Consider the following 15,032-nt stretch of genomic DNA (forward strand, 5'->3'; position numbering starts at 1 on the left):
CGCGGCGGGCGGCGCGGCGGGCGGCTCGCCGCCCGCACGGGCGGCCTGATCTGCCAGATCGAGAAGATCGGCAGAATCGCCGGGAGCGGCAGGCGCGGAGGACGCGGGAGAGCGGCGATCGGTCATGCAGCGGCGTATGTGCGATGAACACAGTAAAATGGCGGTTGCTACGCATTGTAAACGCTGATGTATACCCTTTCCGATTTCGATTTCGAACTGCCCCCCGAACTCATCGCGCAAACCGCGCTGGCCGATCGTACCGCCAGCCGCCTGCTCGAAGTCGATGGCAGCACCGCCCCGCCGTGCCTGACCGACCGGCAGTTCGCCGATCTGCCCGCTTGCCTGGCGCCGGGCGATTTGCTCGTCTTCAACGATACCAAGGTCATCAAGGCCCGCCTGTTCGGCGTCAAGGCCAGCGGCGGCAAAATCGAGGTCCTGATCGAGCGCGTGCTCGACAATCGCACCGCGCTGGCGCAGATCCGTGCCAGCAAGAGCCCGCCGAGCGGCACCACACTGCGGCTCGCGGACGCATTCGACGTCACCGTCGGCGAGCGCGTCGAACCGTTTTACACGCTGCACTTCCCGTCGGACTGCTACGACCTGTTCGAGACCTACGGCCGCTTGCCGCTGCCGCCCTACATCACACACGATGCGGACGCCGGCGACGAGCGCCGTTACCAGACCGTTTATGCGCGCAACCCGGGCGCCGTCGCCGCGCCCACCGCCGGCCTGCATTTCGACGATGCGCTCTTCGCGCGCCTCGATGCGATGGGCGTGGGGCGCGCCACGCTGACGCTGCACGTCGGCGCAGGCACATTCCAGCCGGTACGCGTCGACAATATCGCCGAGCACAAGATGCACTCGGAATGGTATGAAATCACGCCGGCGCTCATCGACGCCGTCGCCGCCGCGCGAGCGGCGGGCGGGCGCGTGATCGCCGTGGGCACAACCTCCATGCGCGCGCTCGAGTCGGCCGCGCAAGCTGCGCTGGCAGCCGGCGCCACGCCCGGCACGCTGCACGCTGGCAGCCGCGAGACCGACATCTTCATTACCCCCGGCTATCGCTTCCAGATCGTCGACCGGCTCGTAACGAACTTCCATTTGCCGAAGTCGACGCTGCTGATGCTCGTGTCCGCCTTCTCCGGCGTCGACACCATCCGCGCCGCCTACCGGCACGCCATCGACGCGCAGTACCGCTTCTTCAGCTATGGCGACGCGATGCTGCTCTCGCGCGTCGAGCCTGCGGCGGCCTGACGCACGGTAGGCACGGTACAATACCGGCTTCGGCGGCGCATGGGGCGCTGCCCGCGCATTCCGCACCGCGCGCCGCCAACGCCGGCCGGCGCGCCCTCGCGGCGCTCTCCCGCTATGCTCAAGTTCGAACTTATCACCACCGACGGCCAGGCCCGACGGGGCCGCGTGACGCTGAATCACGGCGTCGTCGAAACACCGATCTTCATGCCCGTCGGCACTTACGGCTCGGTCAAGGCCATGTCGCCCGCCGAGCTGGTCGAAAACAATGCCCAGATCATTCTCGGCAACACCTTCCACCTGTGGCTGCGTCCAGGCCTGGAAACGATTGCGGCCCACGGCGGCCTGCACCGTTTCATGGGCTGGGACCGCCCCATCCTCACGGATTCGGGCGGATTTCAGGTGTTCAGCCTCGGGGATTTGCGCAAAATCAGCGAAGAAGGCGTGAAATTCGCCTCGCCGGTCAATGGCGACCGCCTTTTCCTCTCCCCCGAAATCTCGATGCAAATTCAGCACGTGCTGAATTCCGACATCGTCATGCAGTTCGACGAATGCACGCCCTACGAAATCGACGGCCGTCCCGCGACGGAAGACGAAGCCGGCAAGTCGATGCGCATGTCGATGCGGTGGGCCCAGCGTTCCATTGACGAATTCAATCGCCTGCAGAACCCCAACGCGCTGTTCGGCATCGTGCAGGGCGGGATGTATGAGCATTTGCGCGACGAATCGCTCGCCGGCCTGTCCGAACTCGACTTCCACGGTTACGCGATCGGCGGCCTGTCGGTCGGTGAGCCGAAGGAAGACATGATGCGGGTGCTGCAGCACGTGGCGCCGCGTCTGCCGGCCAACAAGCCGCACTACCTGATGGGCGTCGGCACCCCGGAAGACCTGGTGGCAGGCGTCGCGGCCGGGGTCGACATGTTCGACTGCGTGATGCCGACGCGCAATGCCCGCAACGGCTGGCTGTTCACGCGCTTCGGCGACGTGAAGATCCGCAACGCATCGCACAAGACCGATACCCGCCCGCTCGACGAAACTTGCGGCTGCTATACGTGTCGTAACTTCTCGCGCGCCTATCTGCATCATTTGCAGCGCGCCGGGGAAATTCTGGGCGCGCGCCTCAATACCATCCATAACCTGCACTACTATCTCACGCTCATGCACGAGATCCGGACGGCCATCGAGGCCCATGGCTTCGAGGCGTTCGTGGCCCGTTTCCGGGCCGACCGCGCCCGCGGCGTACAGTAATCGCCGCCGCGCGCGGTTCGCTCGGGCAGGAGAACGGGAGAAAGCGGGAGAAAGCGGGGTAATGGGGTCGGGCAGTGGTAAAATCACCGGCTGTTTGAAGTGCCTTGCCGGCACGATGCTTCGCACGGCCCCCGGGCCCGGCGGTGCGCCACCACCGGCATCGTCCTTTTCGTCACGCCGCTGGCCCTGTCACGGCAACGAAACACTTGCCGCGCGTTGCCGTTCTGATCGGCAACACGCGGCTTTTACGCGTCTTAGATAAGGAGAACCGACCGTGTCGTTCATTTCCAACGCCTTTGCCCAGACTGCGGGCGCATCGTCTGCCGGCCCCTTGGGCAACCTGACGAGCTTCCTGCCGCTCGTGCTGATGTTCGTGGTGCTGTACTTCATCATGATCCGTCCGCAGATGAAGCGTCAGAAGGAACACCGCAACATGCTGGCCGCCATCGCGAAGGGCGACGAAATCGTCACCTCGGGCGGCATGGCCGGCCGTGTGACGAAGGTCGGCGAGACCTTCATCACGGTCGAAATCGCGGAAAACGTCGAGATCAACGTGCAAAAGGGCGCCATCACGACCCTGCTGCCGAAGGGCACCCTGAAGGCGCTCTGACCCCGTCGCGCGGCCGCCGGCGCCGGCGCGCGGCTCATCATGGAGCCCGCGCCGCACGCGGCCACGCCGTGGCATTCCCTCTTTGCCCGCCGCTATGAATCGCTACCCTCTCTGGAAGTACATCATCATCCTGGTGGCGCTCGCCATCGGGCTGTTCTATACGCTGCCGAACCTGTTCGGGGAAACGCCGGCAGTTCAGATTTCCAGCGTCAAGGCGACCGTGAAGGTCGATCCGGCCCTGCTGGCACGTGTCGAGGACACGCTCAAAGCCCAGAACATTGCCTATCAAGGCGCCATTTTCGACACGTCCGGCAATAATGCCAGCGTGCGGGTGCGCTTCGCAGATACCGACACGCAACTGCGCGCCAAGGATCTGCTGCAAAGCACGCTCACCACCGACCCGACCGATCCGACCTATATCGTCGCGCTGAACCTGTTGTCCGCATCGCCCTCGTGGATGACGCGGATACACGCGCTGCCGATGTACCTCGGCCTCGACCTGCGCGGCGGTGTTCACTTCCTGTTGCAGGTCGACATGGCCGGCGCGATCACGAAGCGTCTTGACGCCGCCGCCAGCGACTCGCGCGCGCTGCTGCGCGACAAGGGTGTCCGCCACAATGGCGTGACGCGCACCAACACCGGCATTGAAGTGCTGCTCGCCTCGCAAGCCGACGCCGACCGCGCCCGCAGCGTGCTGTCCGACGGCCTGCCGGACCTGCAGTACACGGCCGAAGCGGCCGACAACGGCCAGGTCAAGGTCGTGGGCACGTTCACGCCGGCGGCACGCAAGTCGGTGCAGGACAACGCCGTCAAGCAGAACATCGTCACGCTGCACAATCGTGTGAACGAGCTCGGCGTGGCCGAGCCGGTGATCCAGCAGGAAGGCCCGGACCGCATCGTCGTCCAGTTGCCCGGCGTGCAGGACACGGCCAAGGCCAAGGACATCATCGGCCGCACGGCCACGCTCGAGGCGCGCCTGGCCGACCCGGAGGCCCCGCGCTTCCCGACCGCCACGACCCCGGTGCCGCCGCAAGACGAACTTTTCGTGCACGGCAACGGTGCGCCGGTCCTGCTCAAGCGCCAGGTGATCTTCAGCGGCGACCGCATCACGAGCGCCTCGGCCGGCTTTGACAGCACCCAGCAGCCGTCCGTCAATATCAAGCTCGATGCCGCCGGCGGCCGCGTCCTGCGCGACGTCTCGCGCGACAACATCGGCAAGCCGATGGCGATCGTGCTGTTCGAAAAAGGCAAGGGCGAAGTACTGACGGTTGCGAACATCCGCAGCGAACTGGGCGAAAGCTTCCAGATCACGGGCATGGGCTCGGCACAAGCCGCCAACGACCTCGCGCTGCTGTTGCGCGCCGGCTCGCTGGCCGCCCCGATGGACATCATCGAAGAACGCACGATCGGCCCGAGCCTTGGCGCGGACAACATCAAGAAGGGCTTCGATTCGGTGATGTACGGCCTGATGGCGATCGCCGTGTTCATGATGGCCTACTACATGCTGTTCGGCGTGTTCTCGGTGATCGCACTGTTGTTCAATCTGTTGCTGCTGGTCGCGGTGCTGTCGATGCTGCAGGCAACGCTGACCCTGCCGGGGATCGCCGCAATCGCGCTGACGCTCGGCATGGCCATCGACGCGAACGTGCTGATCAACGAGCGGATCCGCGAGGAACTGCGGGCCGGCGCATCGGCGCAGAAGGCGATCTCGCTCGGCTTCCAGCATGCCTGGGCGACGATTCTCGACTCGAACGTGACCACGCTGATCGCGGGCCTGGCGCTGTTGGCCTTCGGTTCGGGGCCGGTGCGCGCGTTCGCCGTGGTGCACTGCCTGGGGATCCTGACGTCGATGTTCTCGGCGGTGTTCTTCTCGCGGGGCCTCGTGAACCTGTGGTATGGCAGCCGCCGCAAGCTGAAGTCGCTGGCGATCGGCCAGGTGTGGAAACCGCAAGGCGCTGACACGCCTGACGCGGGCGAGCAATAAACGCACCGCGAGAGGAAACCAAGATGGAATTTTTCCGAATCAAGAAAGACGTGCCGTTCATGCGGCATGCCCTGATTTTCAACGTCATCTCGTTTGTGACGTTCCTCGCGGCAGTGTTCTTCCTGGTCACCCGCGGCCTGCACCTGTCGATCGAATTCACCGGCGGTACGGTGATGGAAGTCGCCTACACGCAGGCGGCCGATCTGGAGAAGATCCGCGGCACCGTCACCCGCCTCGGTTATCGCGACGTGCAAGTGCAGAACTTCGGCACCTCGCGCGACGTGATGATCCGCCTGCCGATCCAGAAGGACACGACGGGCAAGATCGTGTCGAGCGCGCAGCAGAGCGAGGCCGTGTTCGGCGCGCTCAAGGCCGCCACGCCCGAAGCCGTATTGCAGCGTGTCGAGTTCGTCGGCCCGCAGATCGGCAAAGAACTGTTCACGGGCGGTCTGCTGGCGCTGTTGTTCGTGGTCGTCGGCATCATCATCTACCTGTCGTTCCGCTTCGAATGGAAATTCGCAGTGGCCGGCGTGATTGCCAACCTGCACGACGTGGTGATCATCCTCGGCTTCTTCGCGTTCTTCCAGTGGGAGTTCTCGTTGCCCGTGCTCGCCGGCGTGCTGGCGGTGCTGGGTTACTCGGTCAACGAATCGGTGGTGATTTTCGACCGGATCCGCGAAACCTTCCGCAAGATGCGCAAGGCCACGGTCCAGCAGGTCATCGACCACGCCATCACGACGACGATGTCGCGCACGATCATCACTCACGCCAGTACGGAAATGATGGTCCTGTCGATGTTCTTCTTCGGCGGCCAGACCCTGCACTTCTTCGCGCTGGCCCTGACCGTCGGTATCCTGTTCGGCATTTACTCCTCGGTGTTCGTCGCCGCTGCGTTGGCCATGTGGCTCGGCGTCAAACGCGAGGATCTGATCCGGCACAGCAACAAGGATGACGAAGAGTTCGATCGCAACGATCCGAACTACGGAGCCCGCGTTTAACGTGAAGAAGATCCGCATCTGGGATCTCCCCACCCGCCTCTTTCACTGGGGATTCGTCACCCTCGCGATCCTGGCCTTCGTCACGGCCAAGATCGGCGGTAACGCCATGGTCTATCACTTCTGGTGTGGCTATGCGATTCTGGCGTTGCTGATATTCCGGTTTGTCTGGGGCCTCTTCGGCCCCCGTTATGCCCGATTCTCCGCCTTCATCGCCGGGCCGCGGACCTTCATCGCCTGGATGCGCAATCCTGACGCCGAAGCGCGGCGCTTCGCCGGACACACGCCGCTGGGTGGTCTGTCGGTCATCGCCATGCTGGTGTTGTTCGCGGCGCAGGCGATGCTCGGGCTGTTTTCGAATGACGATATCTTCAACGACGGGCCGCTGGTCAAGTTCATCAGCAAAGACACGAGCGACGCGCTGACCGGTTGGCACCTGCTGAATCAATGGGTACTGATCGGACTCGTCTCGCTGCATGTGCTGGCGATCCTGTACTACCGCTTCAGCAAGAAGAAGGATCTGATCCGGCCGATGATCGTGGGCGACAAGCACGCGGCGCATCCGCATGCGGCGCCGGCGCGCGACGACTGGCGCGTGCGTCTCTCGGCGTTCGTCCTGCTGGCGATCAGTGCCGCCGCCGTGTATGAGATTGTGCATCTGGTGCCCACCGCGAGTTTCTGACTCAGGATGGCCCAAACAAAAACGGTGTGCCGATTGCCCGGCACACCGTTTTTTCATGATGCGGACGTAGCCCGCCGTCGAATCCCTTACTTCGCGCGGAAGCTGTCGTGGCAGCTCTTGCACGTTTGTGCAGCTTCGCCGAACGCCTTCTTGATCGACGCGAGGTCGCCGCCCTTGGCGGCCGTATTCAGTTGCGCCACGGCCAATTCCATCTTGTCGGACGCTTCCTTGAATTTGGCGTGATTGCTGAAGGCGTCTGGCTTGGCCTTGCTCTTGGGCGTCGTCACGCCATTCTCGAACGCCGGCCACGGCAGCTTCGACAGCGTGGCCACGAGCTCGGCATTCTTCGCCACTTCGTCCTTGTTGAACGGCTGTTCGCCCTTCACCACCGCGCCGAGGCGGCTGAAGTGGTTACCGAGCAGGAACAGCGACGACTGGCGGTACTCCACAGCGTCCTCCGGCTTGGCGAACTGGGCGTGGGCGATCAACGGCGAGACGACGGCAAGAAGCGCAAGAGCGGCTTTTAACTTCATGGGGATACTCCTTGTTGTGGTGTGCGTATGATACACACCACACGCCCCAGCCGTTACACGCGTTTGGCGAGCGCCTCGGCAAGACCCGTGTACGATGCCGGGGTCATTTCCAGCAGACGCGCCTTGGCATCTTCCGGGATCGCGAGTTGCTGGATGAACGCTTGCAGCGCTTCGCGGGTAATGCCCTTGCCGCGCGTGAGTTCCTTCAGTTGCTCATACGGATTCGGCACACCGAAACGACGCATCACGGTCTGCACCGGCTCAGCCAGCACTTCCCACGTATTGTCGAGGTCTTCGTCCAGGCGCGCCGGGTTCACCTCGAGCTTGCCCAAACCGCGCAGGCACGAATCGTAAGCCAGCAGGCTGTAGCCGAGCGCGACGCCGATATTGCGCAGCACCGTCGAGTCGGTCAGGTCACGCTGCCAGCGGGACACCGGCAGCTTGTCGGCGAGGTGGCGCAACAGCGCGTTGGCCAGGCCCAGATTGCCTTCCGAGTTCTCGAAATCGATCGGGTTGACCTTGTGCGGCATTGTCGACGAACCGATTTCGCCGGCCTTCGTCTTCTGCTTGAAGTAACCGACCGAAATGTATCCCCAGATGTCCCGGTTCAAGTCCAGCAGGATCGTGTTGGCGCGCGCCACGGCGTCGAACAGCTCCGCCATGTAGTCGTGCGGCTCGATCTGGATCGTGTACGGATTGAACGTCAGGCCCAGACGGTTTTCGATCACGTCGCGCGAAAACGCTTCCCAATCCACGTCGGGATAGGCCGACAGGTGGGCGTTGTAGTTGCCGACGGCGCCGTTCATCTTGGCCAGCAGCTCGACACGCGCGATACGGTCGATCGCACGGTTCAGGCGCACGGCCACGTTGGCCATCTCCTTGCCGAGCGTGGTCGGCGACGCCGGCTGGCCATGGGTGCGCGAGAGCATCGGTTGCGCGGCCAGGCCACGCGCGAGCTCGGTGAGCTTGGCGGCCACCGATTGCAGCGACGGCACCAGCACGGCATCGCGCGCGCCCTTGATCATCATGCCGTGCGACGTATTGTTGATGTCTTCCGAGGTACAGGCGAAGTGGATGAACTCGCTCGCCTGCTCCAGTTCCGGCTGGCCCAATACCCGCTCCTTGAGCCAGTATTCGACCGCCTTCACGTCATGGTTCGTGACGCGTTCGATATCCTTGATGCGCTGGGCGTCGGCGCTCGTGAAGCGCTCGGCCAATCCCAGCAGGAACGCTTCGGCCTCGCTCGAGAACGGCGCGATTTCGGCGAAACCCGCCTTCGACAGCGCGATCAGCCAGTGAATCTCGACTGTCACGCGTTGGCGCATGAATGCCGCCTCGGAAAGCCAGGGACGCAGGGCGTCGGTCTTGGCGGCATAGCGGCCGTCGAGCGGGGAAAGCGCGGTCAGGGGGGAGAAATCGTCGGACATGGCGGAAAACACCGAAAAAATAAGGCGAAAGGCAGGTAAAACACCCGCGAAGTCCGCCATTTTACCATTCCGGGCCCGTGCACGTCCGCGCAAGACGACCGCAGCGACCGCCAACCGCCTCGCCAGAGTCCCCGGGGACTAACCCTGTTGGTAGTGGCTCGCATCGCCCGGCTGTTGCGCGGCACGTTATACTCTGTGCCGCTCCACTCAAGAATTTTCCCCAAGGATTCCCATGAAGTTGATCGGCTCTCTCACCAGCCCCTACGTGCGCAAGGTTCGCATCGTCCTGGCGGAAAAGAAACTCGATTACAAACTGGAGCTCGAGGACGTCTGGTCTGCGAGCACGCGCATCCAGGAAGCCAACCCGCTGGGCAAGGTGCCGTGCCTCGTCATGGAAGACGGCGAGGCCGTGTTCGATTCTCGCGTCATTTGCGAGTATCTCGACACCCTGTCGCCGGTCGGCCGGCTGATCCCGCCGTCGGGCCGCGAACGGGCCGAAGTGCGCAGTTGGGAAGCGCTGGCGGACGGTCTCGCCGACGCAGCCGTGCTGATCCGCCTCGAAAACCAATACCACGACGAAACCGCGCGTTCGCCGGTGTGGATCGAGCGCCAGCGCGGCAAGATCGACGCTTCGTTGCAGGCCATGTCGCAAGGCCTCGGCGAGCGCGCCTGGTGTGCAGCCAACCATCTGACGTTGGCCGATGTCGCGTTGGTTTGTGCCCTCGGCTACCTCGATTTCCGTTTCCCGGACATCGCCTGGCGCGAGCTGTACCCCAATCTGTCGAAGCACGTCGAGCGCCTGTCGGCGCGCGCCTCGGTCACGGACACCGCGCCGCCCACGGCCTGAGCGCCGGGGCGCGGGGGGCCGAGGGGGCCGGGGGGCCTGGGGAAAGCGGCGGCCGTCACACCGTTCCCGGCAACGCCTGCGGCGATACCGGATCGCCGCTGCCGCCGGGCTTGCCTTGGCGGCCCTCTCCAACCGCCTCGCCGCGCAGCCAAAGGCCGCCCAGCCGCTGCAGCCACTGCCAAGCGTCCGGCGCCACCTCGCGCCCGGCATCGGCGCTTTGCGCCCGAACCGGCCCGGTGACGGCCGAACCCATCATTTGCGCCGCGCCGCCCGGTTGCCCTGCCCCGCCGTTCGGGCCGGCAAGCGCCTGCGCCGCCGCTTCGCCCGCGAGTTCCCGATAGCCGGACATCACCTTGCGTACGTACTCACGTGTCTCCTGGTACGGCGGCATGCGCCTTCCATGACGCAGCACGGCGCCTTCGCCAGCGTTGTATGCCGCCAGGGCAAGCTCGAGGTCGTCGTCGAATTTCTCCAGCAGCCAGCGCAGGTAAGTTGCACCCGCGAGCACATTGACCTTGGGGTCGGCCAGCCGTCGATGGCCGAAGCGCGCACCGGTCTGCGGCATCACCTGCATCAACCCGATGGCGCCGCGCCGGGAGACGGCCTTGGGATTATGGCCGGATTCCGTGCGAATCACCGCGTGCAGCAATGCAGCATCCAGCGCCAGGTCGGCGGCCACGGCCTGCACGACCGGATCGTACGGCAACGGTTCGGCGAGCGCAGCGCGCCGGTGCGCCGCGTGCGTCGTGCCCGTTGCGTCCGGCACGTCCGGCGAAACCGCGGCTGCCCCGGTGACAGGCGGCACCTGCAGCAATGGCGGCCACGATGACGGCCCGCCGACCGTCAGGCGCGGGTGCGCCGGCAGTCGGGGGCTTTCGGCGGCTGCCGCGCAAAGCCAGAAAAGCATCGCGCCAGCAACCATGCCCCGGCGACGCATCCCGTGGCGACAACAACAGCGGAGCCAGCCGCGCCACCGGGCGCGCGGCACAAACGCCGGCGGCGAAACGGCGGTATATCGATCAGCTTTCAGGGGCATCTTCCGGGACATAGGGCAAATTCAGGGCAAGCCGCAGCACCGCGGCCACAGGTTCAAACAAGTCATGCGGAATCGGTGCGCCGATCTCGACGTCAGCCATCAGCCGCCGCGCGACCGGCACGTGCTCCAAGACGGGTATGCCCGCGCGCTCGGCGAGCGCCACGATCGCGCGAGCGCGGGCGTGACGCCCTTTTTCGACGACAACGGGCACGGGGGTCTCGTCCGGCACGAAGCGCAAACAAATTGCCAGACGCGTCGGATTGCGCACGACCACCGTCGACTTGTTGACATTGCCCGCAAGACTGCCGCTTTCGACGTCTTCGCGATGCTGCTCGCGGCGCCTGTGCTTCATCTCCGGATTGCCCTCGATCTCGCGGTATTCGCGCTTGATTTCGTCGAGCGACATCCGCAACTGCTTTTCGTGATTGAACTTCTGGAACGCAAAATCGGCCGCGCCGAACACGACATACGCCAGCACCAGCACCGCCCAAAGCCAGAACAGCATCTGCACGGCAACCCCGAAGCCACAGGCCGGCCCGCATTGCGGCAAGGCCCCGAGCGTTGGCCCGTATTGTCGAACGAGATAGAAGAAAATCAGTGAAAGGACGGTCACTTTGGTCAATGACTTGCCGAACTCGAACAGCGATTGCATCGAGAACAACTGCTTGGCCTTGGCGACCGGGTCGATGCGCTCGAACTTCGGCGCGACCGCGTCGGGCGCGACCAGCACGCCGAACTGCATGATCATCGCCATCCAGGTCACGAACACCAGCAGCGCCGCCACGCCAAGACTGAAGCGCGCCATGACAAGCAGCGCCGCCACACCCAACCTGCGAAATGCTTCGTCGACCGGCGCCCCGATCACCGCGAGCGTGAGCGCGACAAGGTCGCGAAAGGCGTCGAACATGGCCGGCCCTTCCAGCCAGAAGTATGCGAGCAATACGCCGAGCTGAACGAAAACCGTCAGGTCGGCGCTCTTCGCAACTTGCCCTTTCTTGCGCGCGTCGTCGATCTTCTTCGGTGTCGGTTTCTGGTTCTTTTCGCTCATCGTGGCGCGCGCCGCTCACTGAAACATCGATGCAAAGTACCCACTCCACTCGGGCATCCGCGTGAAGTAGCCGACGAACAATGGCAATGCGAACGGTACGCTGACCATGAACATCAGCAACACCATGCCGCTCTTGATCGGCATGGCCAGAAAGAACACATTGAGCTGCTGCGCGGAGCGGTTGACGAATCCCAGTGCGATATCGACAAGCACCATCACGACCACGGCGGGCAACGCAAAGCTCACACACAGCTCCTGCATGAGCTGCCAGAGTCCGAAAATCATCGGCAACGCCGTGGACGCCCAGCCTGGCCCGGCCCCCACCGGCCACCATCGGTACGATTGGTAGAACGCGTCGAACACCGCGTGCGCCGCGCCCGTGACGAAAAAGAGCACGCACAGCATCTGGGTGAACGCTATGCCGAACACGGAGGACTGGGCCCCGAGCAACGGGTTGAGCACGCTCGCCATCGATGCGCCCCGCATGGTATCGACGAGAAACCCGATCATGTCGACGGCCCAGAACGGGATGGCGGACACGAAGCCGAGCAGCAGCCCGATCGTCAGTTCGCGAAGGGCGAGCGCGATCCAGGCGCTGGTCGTCAACGACATGGGGACCAGCGCCTCGTGCACGACCGGCAACACCGGCATCGCCAAGGCAAGCAACATGGCGTTGCGCAGCAGCGCCGCACCGAGCATGCCCTGGGACAACAGCGGCAGCAGCAACGCCAGCCCCATCGGGCGCACCATCGCGACAGCCAGCGTTGGCAGCCATTCCGGCGCAAGCAGGCCGGCAAGCGACGTCGCGGCCGGCATCACCGCATCCTGCCGATCTGCTCGAAGGTCTGCCCCGCGTAGTTCATGAGGACGTGGCCCATCCAGCCGTACGTCGCCACGAGCGTGACCGACACCGCGATGAGCTTGATCAGGAACTGCACGGTCTGGTCCTGTACCTGCGTGAGCGCCTGCACCAGCGACACCACGACGCCGACCGCGGCAGCCACCACCACCGTCGGCAACGACAGCAGCAGCGTGAGCCACAGCATTTCGGCCATCAGCCGGACGACAATCGCTTCGCTCATGAAAATCTCCAACGCGGCCAGCCACATGCGGCACCGCCGGGATCCGGTCCGACGTCACGCATACGACAGGACCAGTTGACGCAGGAGCACTTCCCAGCCGTTCATCAGCACAAAAAGCAGCAGCTTGAACGGCAAGGCGATGGTCATGGGCGAAACCATCATCATGCCCATCGCAAGCAGGATGTTCGAGATCACGAGATCGATCACGACGAACGGCAGGTACAGCAGCAAGCCGATCTTGAAGGCTTCGGCAAGCTGGCTCACGGCAAATGCCGGCATCAGGACCAGCAATGAATCCGGCGGCATGCGATCGTGGTAACGCGCCGGCCAGGTGCGTTGTCCGATTTCGGCGAAGAAGCGCCGATGACTGTCGCCCGTGTGACGTTGAAGGAACACGCGATACGGCGAAAGCACGCCCTTATCGACGTCTGCCACGAACGTGGGCGCACTCATGTTGATGGGCCGCTTTTCAAGATTGTCCTGAATCTCGAAGCCCAGCGGTGCCATGATGAACATCGTCAGCACCAGCGCCAGTCCGTAGATCGCGATGTTCGGCGGGATCTGCTGCGTGCCGAGCGCGTTGCGCAACAGCGCGAACACCACCGCGAGCTTCAGGAATGCGGTGCCCAGCACGATCAGCAAGGGCAGGATCGACAGCAGAAACAGGACGACGATCAACTGCATCGGCTGATCGAGCAGGGACGGCATAAGGACTCCACAAGGCAACGCGGCCCCGATTGTAGGAATGCGCGCGGCGGCTGCCCATCAGGCCAAGACCTCAGATCGCACGAAATTTTCGACGCGCACGGCGAGCCGGTCGTCGAACGCGGCGAGCCTGCCAATGGCCCACGGTGCGCCGTCGCGCCACAACGTCACGAGTTGTGCGGGCACCGCCGGTATTTCCAACGGCATGCCTGGCGTCCAGGCCGCAACATCGGGCAGCGCCATACGCACGTGCGCGAGCGTCGCGACGATCCGCACCGCCGTCCCGCCATGCGGCGAGCTGCCGGCATCGGCGACCGCCAGGACATCGGTCGAGATGCCGCCCGGAACGTCTTGCATCTGGATAAGCGCTGCCCGGCGTCCGTACACACACCAACATTGGCCGCCCGCGATATCGGCCGCCTCATCAAGCAACACGCCTTGGCCGATGCTGACAGCGTCGCACTGCCCGGGCGTCAGCCAGCTCCAGCCGGCGGCCAGTGCGCAGGTCAGTCGCGGCACGAACGAAGCGCCACTCGCCGGCGTCATGCTGTCGATGCATTCGCGCAGTCCGCTGGCGTCAGCCTCAAGAAAATGCAAGGTCAACCGGCGTCCTTGCCACGTCAACGTGAACGTTATGCGCGTTTCGACGGGCATGTCGGCTGCGTCGAAGTGAACACCCTGCGGCCAGTGCGGCAGGCACGTGCCGTCGCAGAGCGACGCCGGCGCAGCCAGGGTCCACGCCGCCAGCGTTGATCGCAACGCCTCGGGCACCGAGGCGGCATCGGTGACCGGCAGCACCGGCGAAATCCATTCGGTCCAGGCCGCGGCATCGCACCAGAAGGCTGCCGGCGCATCTCGCCAGCGGGCATCGATCCGAACGCCTTCGCCGCCGCCTCGGCCATAGCCGGCACGGAGCTCGGCGTCGCCGCCGGCAACCGTGCAGCCCAACCCGAGCCGGTCAGCCACTAGCCAGACGAGCGGATGCACCGCACAAGGCGTCTCGCCGGCGTCGGCGAGCCATGCGGTTTCATCATCACCGCTCTGCGCGATTGTGTCGCCGATCGTGTGCCGTGGTGTCTGCATATCACGTGTCCCGATGCCAGTGCGGTCCTGACGGACAGGTCACGCGATGCATTCCATCGGTTCCTGTCCCTACGTGTTCAGCGGGCACGGCAATCGAAACCGGACATCCCAGTTGTCGTGCCAGCGACGCAGCCATGGCTGCCGCATGCGTGCGAAGCCTGACACGCATGCGCACGGAGGGCGTGTCGAGCTGCAATGCAACGCCGCCGCCGCCGGCCCGCGCTTCGATCGTGAGGCCGTTCAGGACGCCGCCGTGCACGCGAACCTGCAGGACGTCATCGCGCGCCAAGGCGCCGGCACGCATCCCGTGCCAATGCCGCACCCAGCGCAAGGCGTCAGAGGCGCTCGCCACGCGCGACGGCGTGCGCCGCCACACGCGGCCGAATCCCCCGTCCGCGTGATTGCCTTCCGTTCCGGAGCCATGCGCGGCATTGGCGCCCGGCCCCATCGGACGGTATCGCCCGCTTTTGTTCGTTATTCGCATCGCGCTCCGCCGTGCAA

Annotated in this window: 16 protein-coding genes; 7 read left to right on the plus strand and 9 right to left on the minus strand. The window is 64.7% G+C overall.

Annotated elements, in window-relative coordinates; all coding sequences use genetic code 11:
* The first annotated feature begins 186 nt into the window (after window positions 1–186).
* The 6 genes from queA to PTE30175_RS26710 all read left to right on the plus strand — a co-directional run bounded on the left by queA (window position 187) and on the right by PTE30175_RS26710 (window position 6,770).
* A complete protein-coding gene (gene queA, locus PTE30175_RS26685) occupies window positions 187–1,254 on the plus strand; it encodes a tRNA preQ1(34) S-adenosylmethionine ribosyltransferase-isomerase QueA (protein WP_150700093.1) in 1,068 nt (355 codons plus the stop codon).
* 114 nt (window positions 1,255–1,368) lie between these two features.
* Window positions 1,369–2,499, plus strand: coding sequence for a tRNA guanosine(34) transglycosylase Tgt (gene tgt / locus PTE30175_RS26690; protein WP_150700094.1), 1,131 nt, complete (start codon window positions 1,369–1,371; stop codon window positions 2,497–2,499).
* 274 nt (window positions 2,500–2,773) lie between these two features.
* Window positions 2,774–3,109, plus strand: a complete 336-nt coding sequence (yajC, locus tag PTE30175_RS26695; RefSeq protein ID WP_150700095.1) for a preprotein translocase subunit YajC — start codon at window positions 2,774–2,776, stop codon at window positions 3,107–3,109.
* Window positions 3,110–3,203: 94 nt separating this feature from the next.
* Window positions 3,204–5,093: a protein translocase subunit SecD gene (secD, locus tag PTE30175_RS26700; protein WP_150700096.1), complete on the plus strand. Its 1,890-nt coding sequence runs from the start codon at window positions 3,204–3,206 to the stop codon at window positions 5,091–5,093.
* 23 nt (window positions 5,094–5,116) lie between these two features.
* Window positions 5,117–6,091, plus strand: coding sequence for a protein translocase subunit SecF (gene secF, locus PTE30175_RS26705; RefSeq protein WP_150700097.1), 975 nt, complete (start codon window positions 5,117–5,119; stop codon window positions 6,089–6,091).
* A 1-nt stretch (window position 6,092) separates the two neighbouring features.
* Window positions 6,093–6,770: a cytochrome b/b6 domain-containing protein gene (locus PTE30175_RS26710; RefSeq protein ID WP_150700098.1), complete on the plus strand. Its 678-nt coding sequence runs from the start codon at window positions 6,093–6,095 to the stop codon at window positions 6,768–6,770.
* A gap of 86 nt (window positions 6,771–6,856) precedes the next feature.
* On the opposite strand, the gene PTE30175_RS26715 is transcribed toward PTE30175_RS26710, so the two are convergent.
* Both PTE30175_RS26715 and purB read right to left on the minus strand, forming a co-directional pair.
* On the minus strand, window positions 6,857–7,303 hold the full coding sequence (locus PTE30175_RS26715) for a c-type cytochrome (RefSeq protein ID WP_150700099.1): 447 nt from the start codon (window positions 7,301–7,303) through the stop codon (window positions 6,857–6,859).
* A 53-nt stretch (window positions 7,304–7,356) separates the two neighbouring features.
* On the minus strand, window positions 7,357–8,730 hold the full coding sequence (purB, locus tag PTE30175_RS26720) for an adenylosuccinate lyase (RefSeq protein ID WP_150700100.1): 1,374 nt from the start codon (window positions 8,728–8,730) through the stop codon (window positions 7,357–7,359).
* Between the two features lie 232 nt (window positions 8,731–8,962).
* On the opposite strand from purB, the gene PTE30175_RS26725 reads away from it, so the two are divergent.
* The gene (locus PTE30175_RS26725) at window positions 8,963–9,577 is read left to right on the plus strand and encodes a glutathione S-transferase family protein (RefSeq protein ID WP_150700101.1); all 615 of its coding nucleotides are present in this window, start codon (window positions 8,963–8,965) and stop codon (window positions 9,575–9,577) included.
* Between the two features lie 55 nt (window positions 9,578–9,632).
* On the opposite strand, the gene PTE30175_RS26730 is transcribed toward PTE30175_RS26725, so the two are convergent.
* The 7 genes from PTE30175_RS26730 to PTE30175_RS26760 all read right to left on the minus strand — a co-directional run bounded on the left by PTE30175_RS26730 (window position 9,633) and on the right by PTE30175_RS26760 (window position 15,015).
* Window positions 9,633–10,484, minus strand: coding sequence for a lytic transglycosylase domain-containing protein (locus PTE30175_RS26730; RefSeq protein ID WP_150700102.1), 852 nt, complete (start codon window positions 10,482–10,484; stop codon window positions 9,633–9,635).
* A gap of 112 nt (window positions 10,485–10,596) precedes the next feature.
* The gene (locus tag PTE30175_RS26735) at window positions 10,597–11,661 is read right to left on the minus strand and encodes an EscU/YscU/HrcU family type III secretion system export apparatus switch protein (RefSeq protein ID WP_150700103.1); all 1,065 of its coding nucleotides are present in this window, start codon (window positions 11,659–11,661) and stop codon (window positions 10,597–10,599) included.
* A gap of 15 nt (window positions 11,662–11,676) precedes the next feature.
* The gene (gene sctT / locus PTE30175_RS26740) at window positions 11,677–12,477 is read right to left on the minus strand and encodes a type III secretion system export apparatus subunit SctT (protein WP_150700104.1); all 801 of its coding nucleotides are present in this window, start codon (window positions 12,475–12,477) and stop codon (window positions 11,677–11,679) included.
* On the minus strand, window positions 12,477–12,743 hold the full coding sequence (gene sctS, locus PTE30175_RS26745; RefSeq protein WP_150700105.1) for a type III secretion system export apparatus subunit SctS: 267 nt from the start codon (window positions 12,741–12,743) through the stop codon (window positions 12,477–12,479). Before sctS ends, sctT begins: the two co-directional genes overlap by 1 nt.
* A 54-nt stretch (window positions 12,744–12,797) precedes the next feature.
* Entirely contained in the window at window positions 12,798–13,451 is a 654-nt protein-coding gene (gene sctR, locus PTE30175_RS26750; protein ID WP_150700106.1) for a type III secretion system export apparatus subunit SctR, read from the minus strand.
* Window positions 13,452–13,508: 57 nt separating this feature from the next.
* Window positions 13,509–14,531, minus strand: coding sequence for a FliM/FliN family flagellar motor switch protein (locus PTE30175_RS26755; RefSeq protein ID WP_150700107.1), 1,023 nt, complete (start codon window positions 14,529–14,531; stop codon window positions 13,509–13,511).
* 1 nt (window position 14,532) lies between these two features.
* Entirely contained in the window at window positions 14,533–15,015 is a 483-nt protein-coding gene (locus tag PTE30175_RS26760) for a hypothetical protein (RefSeq protein WP_150700108.1), read from the minus strand.
* Between the last annotated feature and the right edge of the window lie 17 nt (window positions 15,016–15,032).

The organism is Pandoraea terrae (assembly GCF_902459695.1).
Classification (GTDB): Bacteria; Pseudomonadota; Gammaproteobacteria; order Burkholderiales; family Burkholderiaceae; genus Pandoraea; species Pandoraea terrae.